At 45.4% G+C, this 18,925-nt stretch carries 16 protein-coding genes and 1 pseudogene; 16 read left to right on the forward strand and 1 reads right to left on the reverse strand.

Translation table 11 applies throughout. The features are described 5' to 3' along the window. Positions 1–77: 77 nt before the first annotated feature. From FJQ58_RS22995 to FJQ58_RS23035, 9 genes are all read left to right on the forward strand, one after another. Positions 78–362 (forward strand): DUF4183 domain-containing protein, encoded by a 285-nt coding sequence (locus FJQ58_RS22995; protein ID WP_139997160.1) that lies wholly within the window; start codon positions 78–80, stop codon positions 360–362. A gap of 193 nt (positions 363–555) precedes the next feature. Beyond that, positions 556–2,346 carry a glycerophosphodiester phosphodiesterase gene (locus FJQ58_RS23000; RefSeq protein ID WP_139997161.1) on the forward strand — a complete coding sequence of 597 codons (1,791 nt, stop codon included), beginning with the start codon at positions 556–558 and terminating at the stop codon, positions 2,344–2,346. 25 nt (positions 2,347–2,371) lie between these two features. Next, positions 2,372–3,100: a hypothetical protein gene (locus FJQ58_RS23005; protein ID WP_162341715.1), complete on the forward strand. Its 729-nt coding sequence runs from the start codon at positions 2,372–2,374 to the stop codon at positions 3,098–3,100. Positions 3,101–3,130: 30 nt separating this feature from the next. Beyond that, on the forward strand, positions 3,131–3,919 hold the full coding sequence (locus FJQ58_RS23010) for an SGNH/GDSL hydrolase family protein (protein WP_139997163.1): 789 nt from the start codon (positions 3,131–3,133) through the stop codon (positions 3,917–3,919). Next, positions 3,916–4,827 (forward strand): ABC transporter ATP-binding protein, encoded by a 912-nt coding sequence (locus FJQ58_RS23015; RefSeq protein WP_139997164.1) that lies wholly within the window; start codon positions 3,916–3,918, stop codon positions 4,825–4,827. The genes FJQ58_RS23010 and FJQ58_RS23015 overlap by 4 nt, the downstream gene beginning before the upstream one ends. Then, entirely contained in the window at positions 4,820–5,791 is a 972-nt protein-coding gene (locus tag FJQ58_RS23020) for an ABC transporter permease (RefSeq protein ID WP_139997165.1), read from the forward strand. Before FJQ58_RS23015 ends, FJQ58_RS23020 begins: the two co-directional genes overlap by 8 nt. 77 nt (positions 5,792–5,868) lie before the next feature. Then, a complete protein-coding gene (locus FJQ58_RS23025) occupies positions 5,869–6,216 on the forward strand; it encodes a hypothetical protein (protein ID WP_420799859.1) in 348 nt (115 codons plus the stop codon). Positions 6,217–6,413: 197 nt separating this feature from the next. Continuing rightward, the gene (locus FJQ58_RS23030; protein WP_139997167.1) at positions 6,414–6,905 is read left to right on the forward strand and encodes a PH domain-containing protein; all 492 of its coding nucleotides are present in this window, start codon (positions 6,414–6,416) and stop codon (positions 6,903–6,905) included. Continuing rightward, a complete protein-coding gene (locus FJQ58_RS23035) occupies positions 6,889–8,331 on the forward strand; it encodes a PH domain-containing protein (protein ID WP_139997168.1) in 1,443 nt (480 codons plus the stop codon). Before FJQ58_RS23030 ends, FJQ58_RS23035 begins: the two co-directional genes overlap by 17 nt. 117 nt (positions 8,332–8,448) lie before the next feature. Here the strand turns inward: FJQ58_RS23035 and FJQ58_RS23040 are convergent, their stop codons facing one another. Next, on the reverse strand, positions 8,449–10,428 hold the full coding sequence (locus FJQ58_RS23040; RefSeq protein WP_139997169.1) for an AraC family transcriptional regulator: 1,980 nt from the start codon (positions 10,426–10,428) through the stop codon (positions 8,449–8,451). Between the two features lie 313 nt (positions 10,429–10,741). On the opposite strand from FJQ58_RS23040, the gene sigK (FJQ58_RS23045) reads away from it, so the two are divergent. From sigK (FJQ58_RS23045) to FJQ58_RS23075, 7 genes and pseudogenes are all read left to right on the forward strand, one after another. Beyond that, positions 10,742–11,443, forward strand: coding sequence for an RNA polymerase sporulation sigma factor SigK (sigK, locus tag FJQ58_RS23045; protein ID WP_139997170.1), 702 nt, complete (start codon positions 10,742–10,744; stop codon positions 11,441–11,443). Positions 11,444–11,696: 253 nt separating this feature from the next. Beyond that, positions 11,697–11,870: a hypothetical protein gene (locus tag FJQ58_RS32420; RefSeq protein WP_162341717.1), complete on the forward strand. Its 174-nt coding sequence runs from the start codon at positions 11,697–11,699 to the stop codon at positions 11,868–11,870. Between the two features lie 257 nt (positions 11,871–12,127). Further along, positions 12,128–12,445: a hypothetical protein gene (locus FJQ58_RS23050; protein WP_139997171.1), complete on the forward strand. Its 318-nt coding sequence runs from the start codon at positions 12,128–12,130 to the stop codon at positions 12,443–12,445. A gap of 281 nt (positions 12,446–12,726) precedes the next feature. Continuing rightward, complete coding sequence (locus tag FJQ58_RS23055) at positions 12,727–16,146, forward strand: DUF4132 domain-containing protein (protein ID WP_139997172.1); 3,420 nt, start codon at positions 12,727–12,729, stop codon at positions 16,144–16,146. Positions 16,147–16,642: 496 nt separating this feature from the next. Next, positions 16,643–17,440, forward strand: coding sequence for an Imm43 family immunity protein (locus tag FJQ58_RS23065; RefSeq protein ID WP_139997173.1), 798 nt, complete (start codon positions 16,643–16,645; stop codon positions 17,438–17,440). Positions 17,441–17,639: 199 nt separating this feature from the next. Next, positions 17,640–18,149: an RNA polymerase sporulation sigma factor SigK gene (sigK, locus tag FJQ58_RS23070; RefSeq protein ID WP_338016191.1), complete on the forward strand. Its 510-nt coding sequence runs from the start codon at positions 17,640–17,642 to the stop codon at positions 18,147–18,149. A 460-nt stretch (positions 18,150–18,609) separates the two neighbouring features. Further along, positions 18,610–18,837, forward strand: a pseudogene (locus FJQ58_RS23075) (RNA polymerase subunit sigma-70); the annotation flags it as partial. Between the last annotated feature and the right edge of the window lie 88 nt (positions 18,838–18,925).

Here is an 18,925-nt window from a genome sequence, read left to right on the forward strand (position 1 = left end):
GTTGAAAATTTCCACGAATGAGAACTTCCTCTTTTTTAAATCTAGCATAAGCTAGTTGAGAGAGTGAGGTGATAGAAATGGCTATTTCAAAACCCTTTATGGCTGCTAGAAGGTTCAGTGCTACAGCAGGAGACGGGACAGGTGTAGGCGTCGCTTATAATATTCTTGCGACAGCGACTACAAATGACGCTGGTGTTGCTGCAACTGCTTTTCCAACGGAGCCTGCTTATTACAATCTATATATTAATGGATTGATTCAAACAGCAGATACTTCAACCGTAACAACAACTGCAATCACGATCCCAGGCGGCGATGCACTTGATGCCGGAACTCCAATTATTATCGAATTCGTAGTAAACTAATCGGATTGTCAACGTGATGCCGGCCATTCTTTTTATTGAATGGCCGGCATTGTCGTTTAATGAAGTACTTTTGTTGTTTTGGATACCGATTAGACGTAGGGGTGGGGTCATACGTTATAATAGAAAGAGGAGCACCTGTAGATATGGCTTGCTTCGTAATTTCTTCATTACATAAGGAACAGGATGAATGACCATGCTTCAACTATTCGGAAGAAGTATCCGTGACTTTCGCGATACCTATAAGAAACATCTTTTGTTTGAATATTTATTTATGCTGCTCACGAGCTTCGTTATTGTTCCGATTATTTCGTTTATTTTCAACCGAATCCTTAGGGTGGTTGGCTCTGGATCGGTATTGAATGGCGATGTATTCAAAATCGGGCTTAGCTATACCGGAGTAGCGGGCTTGCTTGCCATTTGCCTGGTCGCAATGTTTGTTTTATTTATTGAATTTGGCGTTGTCATTACGATTGCGCAGCAGCATTATTTTGGCAAGGATATTCTGATTGCCGATGCGCTTGTGACGACGCTCCGGCATACGCCGAAGCTGTTCGGTTTTGGTATTATCCAGCTATTGTTCTTCCTGCTGTTTCTGGTGCCGTTTATTGATTCGCCGTTATCAACCTCGTTATATGCTCAGTTTAATGCGCCGATCTTCTTCAATAGCCGAGTACTCAGCTCTTCGTACACGATGCTGGCCTTGTATGCGCTGCTGTTCCTGCTTGGCGTGTATCTGTTCCTGCGCTGGATATTTGTCTTGCATTTCATTATGATCGAGGGCAAATCGATCCGGATGGCGATCCGAAGCAGCCTTGTGCTGACGAAGGGCAAGCGCTTGTCGATTCTAATTCATTTGTTTTTGGTGAACGCAGTCATCTTCTCGCTTGGTTTCATGGTTATTTCCTCGGTTGCGTATTTGCCGTCATGGTTGAATATCAATGTGCTCAAAGCGATTACTGACCATTATTCGTTAACCTTGTCTACGGTGCTAACGTACATGTTCACCTTGATGCTCGTGCCTGTGAACGTTATTTTTCTGACGCGCCAATTTTATCATTACAGACGCCGCAAAGGGGAAAAGCCACAAAATCAATTGCGTATTTATAAGAGTTGGATCTTGGGAGCGATGGAGAGCCGGTTTTACGCTTTTATGGCGCGAAGAACCCGGAAGCGGGTCTTGTACGTATCCATTATTGCGGCATATTTGGCGCTGGCGCTGACGGTCAGCTATGCAGCGAACGATAACCTTGTGTATGCCAAATGGAGCGTTCTGATAGCCGCACACCGCGGCGATACGCAGGACGCGCCGGAAAACTCGATGCGTGCGGTCCGCAGTTCTATGGAGCAAGGAGCGAATGCCGTAGAAATTGATGTCCAGTTGACGAAAGACGGCGTTGTCGTGCTGCATCATGATTATAATTTGAAGCGATTGACCGGTAATGCCAAGCGGGTAAGCGAGTTGAATTATGCCGAGGTTGCAAGGCTTAGCATAGGCAGATACGTGAACGAAGAGGATGAAACGGAACAATTCGACCGCATTCCGATGCTGGCCGAGGTTCTCACAGAAGCTCAGGGAAAGACGAAGCTGATTATTGATCTGAAGCCGTATGGTCCCGGCGAGGACCTGGCCAAAGCGGTTGTGGCGCTTATCGAGCAGTTCGATATGGTCAAGGATTGTTATATTCAGTCGTTTGACCGCGAGACGCTTCAACAAATTAGGCTGCTTAACCCGGATATTCAGATCGGGCAAATTCTTTATTTTGCAGTAGGCGATCTTTCGCTCCTTGATGTTGATTTCTATACGATCGAGCAGGTGATGCTGACGAAGCAGCTGGTTGACCGCGCGCATAAGCTGGGCCGTGAGGTATGGGTGTGGACGGTCAATAGTGACCGTAATTTGAAAGAGGTGCTGAAATTCGAGATCGACGGCATCATTACCGATTACCCTTCACGGGTGCATAACATGGTTGAACTAAATGTGTAGCGGCCAAATGGAAGGGGCAAGCAGCGTGACACAAATTGAAAAATACGAACCCTTTATCCGGTCGCTTCCTTCTGGGCGCTTGTCTAAGGAACAACTTTTTGTAAAGGAGCTGCTTCTTGAAGAGGCTGGAGCGATGTCCATTTATTATGTACCGTATGAATATGTGAATGTGAAGGCGAAACTGATGATTATCGGCATTACGCCGGGTTTTACGCAAATGGAAGTCGCTATTCGGAGCGCACGGGACGATCTGCGGGAGGGCGTGCCAGCGGAGCAGATTGACGAGCGCGCCAAAGCGCTTGCCAGCTTCGCAGGCTCGATGAGAACCCATTTAATCGAAATGCTGAATCAGCTGGAGCTGCCTTTATGGCTTGGGCTTGGCAGCAGCCGGTCGCTATTTGAGGAGCGCCGGGATTTGCTGCACACGACCTCTGCGATTAGGTACCCGGTGTTTATCGATGGCAAAAACTATACCGGCCACAGCCCGCCTATTTTAAAGTCGGAGACATTATACCGCTATGCGGAAAGCATTTTCCTGCCGGAGCTGCTGGCTGTTAAGGATGCGCTGATTATCCCCCTTGGCAAGTCGGTAGCCGAGGTGGTGCAGCTTTTTGCAGACAAAGGTTGGATAGATTCGCAGCGGTGCTTGTTCCAAATGCCTCATCCTTCAGGAGCGAATGGTCACCGGAAAAAGCAATTTGAGCAGCATAAAGCGAACATGAAGCAGCAAATCAGGGATTGGTTCCAGAAGTAACAGCAGCATGAGAGCAGGGAGTGAGATGGGATGCATAGTAAAAAGGTTCGTTGGATTACTGGTTTCGCCGCATTTACCTGCCTTCTATGGGTATTTGGGCTTGGCTGGGCGGTGAAGGATTATTTGATCGGAACGACGAGTACAGCCACGGCACCATCCGTATCGGAGCAGCCTATTGCTGCAGTGGAGCAGGTAAAAATCGTTGCTTTGGGAGATTCCTTAACCAGAGGCACGGGGGATATTGAAGGCAAGGGTTACGTAGGTTATATCGGCGATATGCTAAAGCAAAAAGGAACGGATATTTCCTTAATTAATTTGGGCATTAAAGGGTTAACCTCCCCAGGGCTTGCCGAGCAGATGCAAGAGAAGGAAATAGGACGCCAGATTGGACAAGCCAACGTCATTCTGATGACAATCGGAGGCAATGATCTTTTCCTCGGCGGACAGACCTTGTCGGACGTGTCGGAAGCGAGCATTACCGGGCTTGAGGACGCTTTTCTGATTAACCTCAAAGCCATCATGACGAGCATACGCTCGGTAAATAAAGATGCCACTGTCTACTTGTTAGGCTTGTACAATCCATTTAGCGAGTTTGAGAATGGGGCGCTCTTGTCTGAAGTGGTTAGAGGCTGGAACTATAAAACGGCGGAGCAGCTGGCGGAGGACCCGGGGACGGTGTTCGTGCCGACCTATGATCTCTTCCAGAAAAATGTGAACGACTACTTGTTTACGGACCATTTTCACCCCAATGAAAAAGGATACCAGCTGATGGCGGAGCGGGTAGCGGCGCTTATTACCGGAGTGGGAGGGCAATCATGAGCGACATCACCTTATCGGTTCAAGGGCTCCGCAAGGTCATCGGCAAGCGGACCATTATAAAGGATTTGAGCTTTGAGCTCAAACGCGGCGAGGTATTTGGCTTTCTCGGGCCTAACGGCGCAGGCAAGACGACCACCATTCGGATGCTGGTGGGCTTGATTAAGCCTACATCAGGAACCATTCAAATTTGCGGGCTGGATATAGCGAAAAACTTCACGCGCGCAATGCGGCATTTGGGCTGTATCGTGGAAAATCCGGAGCTTTATCCATTCTTAACCGGCATGGAAAATTTACGCCATTTTGCCGTCATGATCAGCGGCATTACGCAGGCGCGCATAGATGAAGTCGTCCAGCTGGTAGGGATGCAGGAGCGGATGAATGATAAGGTCAGCACGTATTCGCTTGGCATGCGGCAGCGGCTGGGCATTGCACAGGCGCTGCTCGGCAAGCCGGATGTGCTGATCCTGGACGAGCCCACGAATGGACTTGACCCGTCAGGCATTCGGGAGATGCGTGCGTTTATTCGGTTTTTGGCAGAGGAAGAAGGGCTCACTGTGCTCGTATCCAGCCATTTGCTGCATGAGATTCAATTGATGTGCGATCGTGTAGCCATTATTTCGAAGGGTGAAATTATTAGGGTAGACTCGGTGCAGCAGCTGCTGTCGAGCGAAGAGCGGTTGGTATGGCGCTTGCTGCCGCATGAGCTGGGCAGGGCGGTGCTTAGCGAGCAGACGACCGTTCTGGATGAGACCGAGGAAACGGTCACGACAACGTATGCAGAGCTTCTAGTTGGGGAATGGAACCGGAAGCTGGTAGATGCGGGAGTCAGCGTGCTGGAGATGAACCGCAAGCTTCCGGCGCTTGAAGACTTGTTCCTTGAGCTGACAGGAGGTGAATCGATTGGTTAATCTCGTTCAGAATGAAATGACGAAGCTAGTCGGCAAACGCCGTTTTGTCATTATTTCAATCATTATTATTGCTTTGCTCTCGATGTTCTCCTATGCGCAGGTGAAGCAGGCCGAATCCATTAAGGAACGCCTTGGCACTGTCGATTGGCGCACCGAGCTGCAGCAGCAAATCGTCGATATGCAGAATAGACTGAGCAGTGCCGGGCAATGGCGCGAACAAATTCAGATCCAAATCAAGCAATCGCAATATTATTTGGACCATGACGTCAATCCTGCGGAGCCGGGCGCTCCTACCTTTATGAGAGGGTTTGTGCAAAATTCGGCGGAGCTGTTCCTGCCGCTGCTCATTATGATCATCGCGGTGGATCTGGTCTCCTCGGAGCGGAGCATGGGGACGATCAAGCTGCTGCTGACCCGGCCGGTAAGCCGATTCCGAATTTTGCTCAGCAAATATATCGCCTTGATTTTGTCCGTTTCCTTGGTCATTTTCCTATTCGGGATCTTGTCCTATATCATCTCGGTCATTATGTTTGGGAATCAAGGCTGGTCGGCGCCGGTACTGACCGGCTTCTCCACACAAGGGGATACGCTGGACATCTCGGCGGTTCGCCTCGTTTCGCAGTGGCAGTACATTATTCAGCAGTTCGGCCTTGCCTGGTTTATCTCTATCGTGGTCGGAACGCTGTCGTTTATGCTGTCTATTCTGATGCGGAGCAGCGCAGCGGGCATGGGCACCATGCTGGCCTGCTTGATCGCGGGTGCGATCCTTAGCAATATGGTCTCTTCATGGGACTCCGCCAAGTATTTGTTCATGGTCAATCTTGGCCTGATGGACTATGTTAGCGGCTCTGCGCCACCGATCGAAGGCATGACGCTGGGCTTCTCGCTTGCCGTGCTTGCAGCGTGGATGCTAGGTTCCCTCATTGTTTCCTTTACGGTGTTCACCAGAAAGGATGTATATTAGTCTAATCACTAAAGTGGACATGTCCTAAAACCAATCTCCTTCTCATATGTATGTAGTAGAAGAGGAGTGTGATGAGGATGGACAAAACGGTGCGAAGATATTATCAGCAAAAACAAAAGCAAAAAGAAATAGAGCAGGAGCTGTCAGAGCTGCGGAGCGACATTTTGGCTTATCTAGCTGCGCAGGAGGCGAGCGAGCTTGAAATTGGCAGCCACAAGGTAAAGATCGTCCTGCAGGAGCGCAAGGAATATGACGATAACAAGCTGTTCGAGGCGCTGCCTGATCCAGAGCTGTGGCGGCTGCTTTCCAAGCCCGACACCTCTAAAATCGCAAGCCTGGTTAAGCTGAACGTCATCACCGAGGACAGGCTGAAGGATACTTTTGCTACGAAAACCGTGCGGCTGCTTCAAGTAGATAAGAAATAGCGGAACCATTTTCGCTTACAGGCGTAAAGGAAACAAGGTGCTTTTGCCAACGGATGGCGAAGGCAGCTTGTTTTTTTTGAATAAAGGAAGCATTCCTAATTGTATATATTCTCTGCATTTCTCGGAATGAAACTCGCCGCTCTGCCAAAGGACGGCAACAGCCGATTCATCAAAATGTTCACAAGAGGGGGTACGGGATGGAGCAGAAATTACACCCAAACGTGATTAAGTATTGGCAGTTTTATCAAATGCTCTATATGGCCCGGAAAATAGGGATATGCGCGATACCGCTTGTCGTATATCTTATTTGGCTAAAGACATGGGATGTACTGCTATATGGCTCAATTGCTGCCATTGGCTATTATTTTGTCCGCGGCATGCTGTTTATTCTCATCGGCGTCAAGTACAAATATGAGAGGCGAAGCTACCGGTTAACGGAGGACGAGCTCGTCATTAACTGGGGAAATTTTTGGCGGGAGAGCTCCACCGTTATTCCGATCAGCCGGGTGCAATATGTGGATAAGGAGCAGGACCGGATTGGTAAAAGATTGGGCATTTCTGAGCTATGCATAACGACGGCTGGAGATGACAGCATCATTGTGGGTCTGCCTGAAGAGGATGCAGAAAAGCTAAGAAGGCAAATTATTCAGCTAGCGAAACGAGAGGATACGCATGTCTACTATGATTAATCGCCATCATCCGATCACGATTCTGAATCAGATGTACACCAGAATTCGCTATACGATTATTCCGCTGGCTATTTTTGCATATCGGGAGATCAAAGCCGAAAGTGGAGGACAGCCCTATTGGGTTTACTTGCTGGCTGGACTGATTGCAGCACTGTTTTGCGGATGGGCGGTTATCGGGTGGTACAAGAATACCTATCGCATGGATCAGGAAACGCTGCACTTGAAGGATGGCGTGTTAACGGAAGTGCAGAGGACAATCCCTTTGGCCAATATCAATAATGTAACGTTGGAGCAAAATGGACTGCATCGCTTATTGGGCATTGTGAAAATGAAGCTATATACGGCAGACAGCAATGCAAGCGCGGACGCCGAGCTTGTGTTGGTGATGAAGAAGGCGAATGCAATGGCTTCGCGTTTAAACAGAGATAGCCTTGTAAAGAAGCGTACGAATAAACTTAGCCGGAACATATCGTCCATGGAGATCTGGATGTTATCCATTAGCACGAACACCTTTTGGCTCGGGATTCCATTCGTTTCGACGATTATGCAATATGTATGGGCAAAGTTGTATCCTGATTCCAGTGAGCCGCAAGCGGGTTTAATGGATCTGTTCGAGCGAAGCTTATGGAGTGAGCTGAATGATGGCAAATTGCCTTTTGTTCTCTTGTACGTCCTCGGATTTTTGGCTGCAAGCGCCGTTTTGTCTTGGTTAATTTCATTGTTCCTGATGCAAATTCGTTACCATGGCTGGGAAATTTCGCGAGCGGACTCTTTCCTTCATATTCATTATGGCTGGTTTAATAAAAACGCAGCGCATATTAAAGTAGACAAGATTCAAGCCATTCGGGTTAAAAAGCTGATGCTTGGGCGCTTGTTTGGTTATTCATCCGTTTGGCTCGACTGTATCGGCTATGAAAGCGGACAACGGCAGAAAATGCTGCTTCCAGCGATCAAGGACAGTGAATTAACCGAAGCCGTCGCCGAGCTGCTGCCTGAATTCAACCTAACCAGCCCAGAGCAGCCGTTGCGAAAGGGAGCTATGCTTCATGGCATGATTGCACCTGTAATGGTGCTATTTGTTGCAATACTTATGGGAAGTTATTTTTCATTATGGACGCTTGCTGCTATGCCACTCTTCTTGATGATCTACCGCTACCAAAGATATGCACATCTCCATACGAAATGGAGCTTCAAGGGGAATTTATTTATTTTACGGCGCGCTGGGTTTAATGAAACGACGGTTTATCTAAAACGGCAGGCCACGGAGTCCATTCATTTATCCCATACGAGGCTGCAAGGCCGGCTCGGCATCAAAAGGTTGCGGATGGTCATCGATTCCCCTTCCCGCCCGAAGGAATATCGGATTGTCGGTATTTCGCAATCCGATTTCAATGAGATTTTGCGCTGGTACAAGAACGAGAAATGATGCGGTTATTTACAAGGATTTTTGAGACGCGAAAGCTTTTCACTTTTCATTATATAGAGAAACGTAAAAGAGCGAGGATTGCTCCTCGCCTTTCATAACCCTTGAGTCTACGGCATGTTATTTTGTTTTTGTTAAGCTGTCTACGACAAAGGTAAGCTGGGCTTCCAACGATATCGGGTCACTAAACACGAAGCCGCGGCTGTTCTCGCGATAAACATGATTATTCTGGACAGCGGGAAGGTTATCCCAGACATTCCCTTCGAAAACCGGAGCGGCATTCTCATCGCCTGTCCAACCGCTAATAAAGATATAATCTCCTGCGTATTCCGGCAACAGCTCAAGCGAGAGCTTGGCCCAGCCCTGGCCGCTGTCGATCGCTTCCTTCTGAATAATCGGCGGTGCTTTCAGACCGAACTCCCCATAAATGATATCGCCGCCTCTGCCAAAGCTGCCATAGGCATAAAATTCCTTGGCACTTCCCGAATCGAAGATCGAGACGGTGCGATCACCTACCGCTTGCTCCACGATCGGTTTGAATTCGGCGATTTTAGCATCCCACTCTGCAATCCATGCTTTAGCCTGCTCTTCTCTGCCGGTCATCTTGCCAAAATCCATTAATTGCTCCCGTAGAGGTATGCCGTAATCAACAGCGACGGTCGGGGCTATTTTGGACAGCTTCTCGATCGTTTCAGCGTCGTTCCAGACGACAATTAAATCTGGCTGCAGCTCCATTATTTTCTCGTAGGGTACATCGTTTCCGATGTTGGCAACATCGTCCAGCTTTCCTTCTGTATAGCTAGTAAAGGACTCATCACCGGTTCCGACAGGCTTTAGGCCAAGTGCTAGCAGATGCCCAGTGAAGGCTCCAGCCACCATTACGATTCTTTGTGGGTTTTTGGGGATTTGCACGTCGCCGTTTACAGCCGAATAGGTTACCATCTCCGAGCTGCCGGTTGTATTTCCAATGGCTGCGTTGCTGGAATTATTCTCTGCGCCTACGGTTGGGCTTTGCGTAGTGCCAGAGCCAGTCGCACCTTTCGTGTTCGTTGGTCCGGAGCATGCGCTAAGCAATAGGGTTAGGCAAAGCAGCAACGTAATTCCTACAGGCAATTTGCTTCTATACATCAGTAAATCTCCTTTTTCGCTATATTGATAATGATTATCATCTCTGATATCAATATAACGACGAATTCTGCGCGGAACAATAGATGATCCAAGCCTAATAATAGGACGATAAGAGCCTTTCGCTACTTGTACGGACTCATCTTTGAATTGCTTTGGCGTTACTCCGGTATGCTTTTTGAACATTCTGATGAAATAGGATACGTCTGCATAGCCTACGCTAGCTGAGATCTCTTGCAGAGATAAATCGGTTTGTTGCAGCAGCGCTCCTGCTTTGTTCATCCTAATGCGAATTAAGAAGTCGATGATACTTGCACCGGTTTCGCGTCGGAAATGCTTGGACAGATAAGGGACGCTGTAGTGGAAGGTGTGCGCGAGTGTTTCCCGTGTCAGCGGCTCGGCATAGTGCTCCTGCATATATCGAATAAGCTGAGAGGTAAGGTTTGGCCTGACTACGCTGACCTGCTGCTGATCCATTTGTCGAAGCAGCTCATATACAAATTGATAAAATAGGGTTTTGACATGGAGCCGCTCCAAACGTCCCTGTTCAAGCCATTCGCCCAGCATGCGCTCAGCCAGTTCGTAGAGGATGGCAGGGTGGAGCGGAATAAAACCGTACTGGAGGCGGAATGGCATTTGTCGATCCGTATGGCTAAGTGTATGCTGCACGCCAGATAGTGGTAAGGAGGCTTTATAGAAAATCAGGTAATAATGAAAGGATTCATCCGTAAGGATGATGTCAAGGCGGGTACCCTTGCCTCCATGAAGCATATAGAAACGCTTAGCAGCATGCTCATTTCCATCTAAATTCAGGGTTGCACTGCCATGCGTAACGTACAGAAAGGCGCTGGCAGGGAACAGGTAAGGGCGTACATACTCGCCGGCCTGTATGACGATATGCCGTACATCCATGATTTTGAGCGCTGCATCACTCCAGACCAGTATGTGCTCTTGTACATTCACAGTTGCTTTCAATGGAGAGTTGTCTTCCTTCCGTGGGCTGCGAAGCCAGCCTTTGATGTGGTGAGGTAATTATAAACGCTTGCCAAAAAATATGCGACAGTGAACCGTGGGTTAAGTTTATTTTGTCGCTTCGTTTAGAGTATAACAAACCTTAGATTCTGTATCTGATCTCGAAGCGACAAGTAAATAATATAGCTTTCCGCGTACATGCACATCTGGGCATCTACCCACATACATTAAAGAACAGACTTCAATGTTCGCCACAAACGGAGGGCCTACCCAGGCATCCGGGCAGTGGTAATACAACGTGGGGGTGTACGGTTCAATGCCTGGATTGTTCTCAGCGATAGCGCTATTCATTAAACAGCTTACCCTGCTCGTCTCTTATGTCAAAAACAATGCGTTTCCCCAGCCTCTTCAAGAGGAGGAAGAAGCCAAGCATCTGCAGCTCATGGCCGAAGGCAATCAGCGTTCCCGTAACTTGCTCATTGAGCATAATCTCCGCTTAGTCGCTCACATAGTGAAAAAATTCGACAATACCGGTGAGGATCTCGAGGATTTGATCTCGATCGGGACGATTGGATTGATCAAAGCCATTGAGAGCTTCCAGACCGGGAAAGGCACGAAGCTCGCGACGTTCGCGGCTCGCTGTATTGAGAATGAAATACTTATGCACTTAAGGTCGCTTAAGAAAACACGCAAGGACGTTTCTTTGCATGATCCGATCGGCACGGATAAGGAAGGCAACGAGATTACGTTGATCGATATCCTCGGTACGGAGGCCGATGATATTGTAGATAAGGTGCAGTTGAAAATTGAAAAGTCGAAGATATATAAGAATTTGGATATACTTGATGACCGCGAGAAGGAAGTAGTCATCGGGCGCTTCGGGCTGGAGCATGGCGGGGATGAGAGGACGCAGCGGGAGATTGCGAAGGAATTGGGGATTTCGCGGAGCTATGTGTCGCGGATTGAGAAAAGGGCGCTGATGAAGCTTTATCATGAGTTTTATAAGGTGAAGAGATAAGAATGAAAAATGATACAGGGCTGCTCCGTCAGGAGTGGCCTTTTGTTATGAGAACTCTATCTAAATCGAGTTAAAACGTACACCTCAATTTCATTTTTCCAAAGAGTCATACTATAACAGATATACAATTAAGAATAACGGTAGAACCTATAGGCGTGTTACTGTTTGTAATAGTTTCACATATACAAATATAGTATACTATTTCCATAACTATCTAATTGTTTATTACGGTAAAGGATAAGGTGCCATACAAATGCTAGAGCCAATTACACAAGAAGAAACGATAAGCTTTGTCCAGAAATATGAAGAAAAGTATTACGTTCAAGATAAGCCGAAACTAACCGAAAATCATAAAGAACGAATAATTGTCTATTTAGAAAAACAAATATCATTTGACGGTCTAGGAGAAACTTTAGCATTCCTATGATTTAAAGCAGCAGAAGCTCTTTATTGAGAAGGTTTACTTCCATCATAGATCAATACCTCATCAGCCATGGAAGATTATTACGCTGGTTGATCAGAGCCGGAGCATAATCGACAATGTAATCCATAATGCAGTTATGGCGTCTATCTTCTAAAAATTGCCCATGCTGCGTGATCAACTTGTCCTGTTCAATACACAGATTTTGGACGTTACTGATTATATGGGAGATCCCGTACAAGCACTGCTAAGCGTTCAGTTGAGTGGTGGAACAACTATCTGAAATGTGCTGGAATATGAATATGCGCATTTATCTGACCCATCGCGAACCATTGTCGCTGTATGAAGGCGGTTCCTACAAACGGATGTACAAATGGGCAAGAGCTATTAGGGAGACAAGGAGCCGCCTTATTATATTTCCTTCTTTAGATAGGGAGGTCGTGCCAGCCTACGAGAGACGCGCGGCCGAGATGTGGTCTTCGATAGGAGTCTTGGTTGGCGTAATGACACCAGATGAGTTAACGAAATGGCTCAAAGATATCATTTCCCGCAAGTATGGAAAGGGTGGCTACCTCAATTAACCGAGGACGAGATGAGTCGCCTGCACAAAATTAAGCCGCAGTTCTATGAGGCTGAACTAACTATGGAAGCTCTATCATTACTGAGATGATTCAGCAATTGGAATTGAGCAGAATGAACGTACAATTAGATAATGCCGCTGGTACTATGGCTTTCGTACGATTACAATCGTTTATCGATGCTGCTAGAAGTATTCGACAATTAAGCAAGTTGCGTGACTACTACGGATTGGTGTGATGAGCAAGTGGGCAAAAGTATATCGACGTTAAGCGGATTGGAACAGATGTTAATCGACATTGGTTTAGATGTAGAAATTGCTGCGGCTTGTACGCGTTATGTTGAAGAAGGTGGTATCTTTCCAGACCATGCGCCTATTATTCAATTCCCTCGGCAAAGTCGGCCGCAGGCAGTAGGGAAAATATGGTCTCACATCCGTAAGCTCCATCAGAAAGAGAAAGAACCAGATCTTATGGGTAGATTGCTCACGGTGATGCTGCATATTGGTCAGGAATCGTTCCTAGAAGCCAGTTGCGGTTATGTTGACGACGCATTGTGGCGCAGAGGCTGCTTAACACTGATGAGCAGCTATGAAATTCCACTGGCATTGTTATGGCAGTGGTTTCTTGATCACGAAGAATTATCCGGAAGAATGGAAAAACATAGATTTGCGTTCATTACTCATATTGCAGAACGTGAACCTGAACTCATTCATGCACAGTTACAACTCGAAGACAAGTTCAACCAGTTGATGATGACGGCACACTTGATGATCGCAGGGAACGCGGGCCATATTACGTCAATCGAATTCGAAAAAGAATTAATGGTATGGATCGAGAACGAAATGATGACAGACCGCCAAACAATCAAGATTGCTACAGAAGTGATGCAAGCCATTCAAAGCAATGCGTCAGTGGAAGATATTAAACAGTTAGCAAAAAAAGTGGAGTGGGGGTACAGTTATTTCAAAGATTGGCTACAGCAGGCTTTATATATAGCGGAAATAACCCAAGGGACAGTTCCTTTCTCTGAGTCCCTCCTTCGTATCTTTATTCTCCTAGATCCAATAGGTTTCTATTGGCAATATTCATCAGCAGTTAAGTACGACTGGGATAGGAGGATGCTCGAGGTTCCTAATTATTATGCAAAACATGGCGTGCCAAGAGAGTTATATATTAGGCAAATCACAAACAATTATAATAAAGTACAGCTTCGAGCAGAACTTGCTCGTGATCGTGTTGAATACGAACGGGCTATAGTAGCATCTTCCAAGCTAGAAACATTATACTTATGTCTCTTTCTATGGGAAGAAACGGAAGGTTATCCTTATCTGGATGTGGTAGAAGAGAATTTCTTGGATAATATAGAGGGAATTCTCGTTAGTGAGGAAGTACCTGCAGAAGACATGCTAGAGCTTATGGGATTTTTCCATGGTGCGCCAATAACAGAGAAGCTAAAGTCGAAGTGGCTGCAATACAGCGAGAGTAATAAAACATTCCGACCGTTGTTAACGGCAGCGGAACATTTATGGCCGCACTCCATTCTTTATAATCGTATCATTTGTTTTCTAGTTCATACGGATGTAAACACACTCATCTTTTTATGTAGCAGGACGATGAGGAATGGGCTCGATTTTGAGTTGTTCCTTCGAGCATACCAACAAGTTGGCGGTGAGTTGGTAGATTTAATTCCTTTCCTTCTTAAGACTGTTCAAATTGATTTGGTGGATACTGACAGTCATGCCTGGTCACAACAAACGATTCAGTATTTGAATGACAATAGGGGGCAGTTCGCGGAGTATTTCGCATATTATCTCACCACTCGTGAGACTATTCCTGGAGAAAAATGCTTTATCTTATCCGAGCTTATGCAATATGATACAGACCAATTTTCTAGCTTATCGGTACAGTATCTTGTAGACGACAGCAAGCTGGTTCGCGACAAGACGGTGAAGCTGCTCGCATCTAGTTCGCATCTGATTACATCAATTATACCGCTGCTTTTCCATAAGAAGCCAAATATGCGTGAAAGTGTCGTTAGGCTTGTTAGTGGATGGGATGATGATCAATCGATTCGAGCCTTACAGGAGCTGTACGCGCGTGAGAAGAACGCCAAAATCAAAGAGTTACTTTCAAACAAATTGCAAGGTAATTTGGAGTTAACTGCGAGTTCTCACATTGAGCCCGAATTATTATCGTCGCCACTCATTAATCTGATCTGGCTTGAGCCTTCTACACTGCCTACACTTCACAATTATGAGTCAGGGGACGAGAGTGAAGCCCATGTATGCCAAGCTATCATTAGTGCGTATGCCAATCAAGATGAAATCAGCCATAATTGGAAGGCACATGAGTTAGCTTCTCCACTGCGTGTGGATGATTTGGCTGAACTAGCCTACGAAGTTTTGAATCGCTGGCTAAATAAGGGCGCCGAGGCGAATAAAAAGTGGGTTTTAGCCTTCACTGCTGCCTTTGGCGATGAGCGTGTCGTCTCGGTGCTGCAAGAGCGCATTCAAGTATGGCCGCTGGAATCACGCGGAGCAATCGCCTGTGAAGCGGTAAGGGCACTTCTATTATCACCAATGGATTCAGCGCTCGTCTTCATTGATCAAATCTCAAGAAAATTCAAGTTTAAGCAGATTAAGCTGGCAGCAGCCGATGCCTTTACCCAAGCAGCTATCTTACGAGGGATTTCGACAGAAGAACTGGCAGACCTGGTTATACCGACTCTTGGTTTCGATGCACGAGGCTGCCAAACCATACATTATGGATCAAGGCAATTCAGGATTGAACTGCTACTCAGCCATGACTTGCGTATCACAGATAAGAACGGGAAAATATATAAAACCCTCCCTACTCCTAGTGAGTCGGATGATTCAGCGCTTGCTGAGGCTGCATATATGAAGTTCAAGCAGTTAAAAAAACAGCTAAAGACTATTCGCGAGTCGTTTCACATACGGCTGGAGCAGTCGCTTGTGACCAGAAGAAGGTGGTCGTATGCCGATTGGCATAAACTGTTTATCGACAATTCGATTCAGCATGGTTTTGCGGCCGGGCTCGTATGGGGAGTGTACACGGGTAATGAGCTTGCAGCAACGTTCCGTTACATCGAGGACGGTAGTTTTAGCACAATCGATGAGAACGAGATCAAACTTTTGGCAGATGATCTTATAGGACTGGTTCATCCCTTGGAAATTGGGAATGAAGAGAAGCAGCAATGGAAACAGCATATTGAGGATTATGAGGTCAAACAGCCTATCTTGCAATTAAATCGGACTACCTTTACCGCGGGAAGCAGAGACATCGAAGAAACGAATGTGATGGATTATGCAGGCGTAACGATTAATGGATTTTCTTTGCTTGGCGCAATGAACAAATTCGGTTGGTCTAAAGGCTCAGTCGTTGACGGTGGAAGTTACTATGAATACTTCAAGGAATTCGAAATGCAAGGAATCGGAGCTAATTTAACGTTTAGTGGCGTTTCAGTCGGAATGGAGGACGAGACGGTTACGATCTATGAGTTGGAATTCTATCGTTCAGGCACAGTTGCCCGTGGCAGTTACGTTTATAGAGATATCAAGGATGATGATAGAATTCGACCAATAGATATGCCGCGCTATTTGTTCAGCGAGCTCATGTATGAAATCGATTCAGCATTAGTTAAACGGATTGGGAAAGACGAGAACTGGCAGTTGAACCGTGATTAATGGTTTATTACTCAATCAAGTTCTGCCCTTTGCTGCGTGAGTTTTCCGGTTGCTTAATATAAGTATAATAGCCGTTTTTAGAGAAGTTATGAGCCTGGATCATATTCGCAATCCGATACTCGAAGCGGTATTCAAAAATAGACTTGAATATCATTATTTCAGATTTTTTGGGAAGTAGGCCGCTGGACTTTTAAAATCGACTAAATAATGCAGGAATACATATAAATTCAGCTGCCAATGGTGTCTGGCTTCCAGTAAAGAAAAAGTCGAAGATTGGTGCAGTTGATAAGTACTTTATAGTTAATACTGAAACTCGTGTGGATTGGACTGTTGCAGCTCATTAAAACATTCGCCTAAGAATGGGGATTATTTAAAAGATAGGCAAGAGGGATTGACTGATCGAGATGAGATATTACATGAAATAAATGAAGTTAGAAAATTATTGCTAGAAGGAATTATTAATCTTCGAAATCCATGATTATAGGAGAGCGAAAATGTGAAAATATGGATATTATTACCACTGGATAGCAATATGACGTTATTGTCCATAAAAGACAACATAACTACGAATGATTTCAAAGGTATACCTTTTGAGAATTGGAATGAAATTACACTTAAAGCAGGTAAGAAAGGCAAATCACAAGATTATGCCTACTTTGGAGGAGGAGCACCGGTTTTTAATAACCGGAGTCTGACAGCATTAAAGGATATATTGAATGGAAATGTGCAATTATTGGATTTGAGAGTGGAAAAGTATGATATGGAGTTTAAATTTGTTAACGTAACTAACGTAATTGATGCAATTGACTATTCAAAGTCAATTGCCAGACGGTCGCTTTATGGTAAGTTAACATCATTTGAAAAAATAAGCTTTATACCTAAATCAGTAGCAAATCAAAATATCTTTAAAATAGCGGAAAAACCTGTTTCATCAGTTTTTGTATCAGATAAGTTTAAGAATACGGTGGAGTCCGCAAAATTGAAAGGTTTTGACTTTATTGAAGTATGGGATTCTGAACGTACAGATGACATTATACAAGCAGAGTTAGAAAAATATAATCAATTACTAAGTGAAATCGATCGGATGAAAGGTGAAGAATTTGATTGGTCTGCTGCTGTGAAGAAAATAGATGAAAATAAAATAGTCGCAAGCGGTGGTTGGAAAATGCAAAAGGATAACAATGGAAAGCTTCAGATTGCACGGTTAAATTCTGATTGTAAATACAGTTGGATAAATTCTGATATCGCACCTCCAATTCTACTAGGGTTACTGTGGCATGAGACGGATTTTTAAATCCATAACTTGGGTACATAGTAAGAAACCATTACGTTGTCCCATTTTTTTCAGTCGTCATACTGCATACGATTAGAAGCGAGAGAGAAGAACCAAGACAGGACAAGGCTTCTGCAGATTTAATATCCTTAAGGTGGACAGTCTTTCCACTGCTGGGAGCTATGAGTTCAGGTTTGTTTTTACATCAGGTTGTGTACACATTGTCAAAAAATTCGACAATACCAGTGAGGATCTCGAGGATTTGATCTCGATCGGCACGATTGGATTGATCAAAGCGATCGAGATCTTCCAGACTGGAAAAGGTGCTAAGCTCGCGACGTTCGCGGCTCGCTGTATTGAGAACGAAATACTTATGCATCTGCGGTCGCTGAAGAAAACCCGGAAGGACGTTTCTTTGCATGACCCGATCGGCACGGATAAGGAAGGCAACGAGATTACGTTGATCGATATCCTCGGTACAGAGGCTGATGATATCGTAGATAAGGTGCAGCTGAAGATTGAGAAGAGCAAGATTTATAAAAATCTTGATATATTGGATGACCGCGAGAAGGAAGTTGTTATTGGTTGGTTTGGGTTGGAGCATGGCGGAGATGAGCGGACGCAGAGGGAGATTGCGAAGGAATTGGGGATTTCGCGGAGCTATGTGTCGCGGATTGAGAAAAGGGCGCTGATGAAGCTTTATCATGAGTTTTATAAGGCGAAGCGTTAGATAGATTTCGATCTAGACTGTTCTTTTAGAGCAGTCTATTTTTGTGTTTGAATGCTAATGCAGGTTGTGTCATCTTAGGACAAGTTCTGTGATGTAATTCAAATATAAGATTGCTGATCATAAATACTGAATGGCCGGAGGGAAGTTATGAATCGTATATAGGATTTATATTAGAAGAGACCAAACCTCTATGAAGAATTTGCTTGCGCATTTATATCTTCTTGATCACTTAATTGTTAATGATAATAGTGACTTAGATGGTGTGATTGTATTGGAAGCTTATGTCAACCATAACGTAATAAACTATATGTCCGAGACTATTCCTAATTGGGTGAAAGCGATAGAACAGCACTTACAATATGAAATAGATACTATTGAATGAATCAATCGATGTGACATCACAAAGGTTGGTTCATTTTTAATACCATGAATGATGCTTGAAATGACATCGAGTTGTGTACACAATGTCAAAAAATTCGATAACACTGGGGAAGATCTCGAAGACTTGATATCAATCGGCACCATCGGCATGGACAAAGAGGGAGATGAGATCACGTTAATCGACATTCTGGGCACGGAGTCCGACGACGTGGCTGATAAGGTGCAGCTCAAGATTGAGAAGAGCAAGATATATAAGTATTTAGACATATTGGATGATAGGGAGAAGGAAGTTGTTATTGGAAGGTTTGAGTCTTCGGGCGTGATGTGATGGGTCATAATAACCGCATCAACCTTCGGGCACAAGTGACCAAGTCACGATGATGCGCGGTCCTTTC

The sequence above is a fragment of the Paenibacillus paridis genome (genome assembly GCF_006345825.1).
GTDB classification, from domain to species: domain Bacteria; phylum Bacillota; class Bacilli; order Paenibacillales; family Paenibacillaceae; genus Pristimantibacillus; species Pristimantibacillus paridis.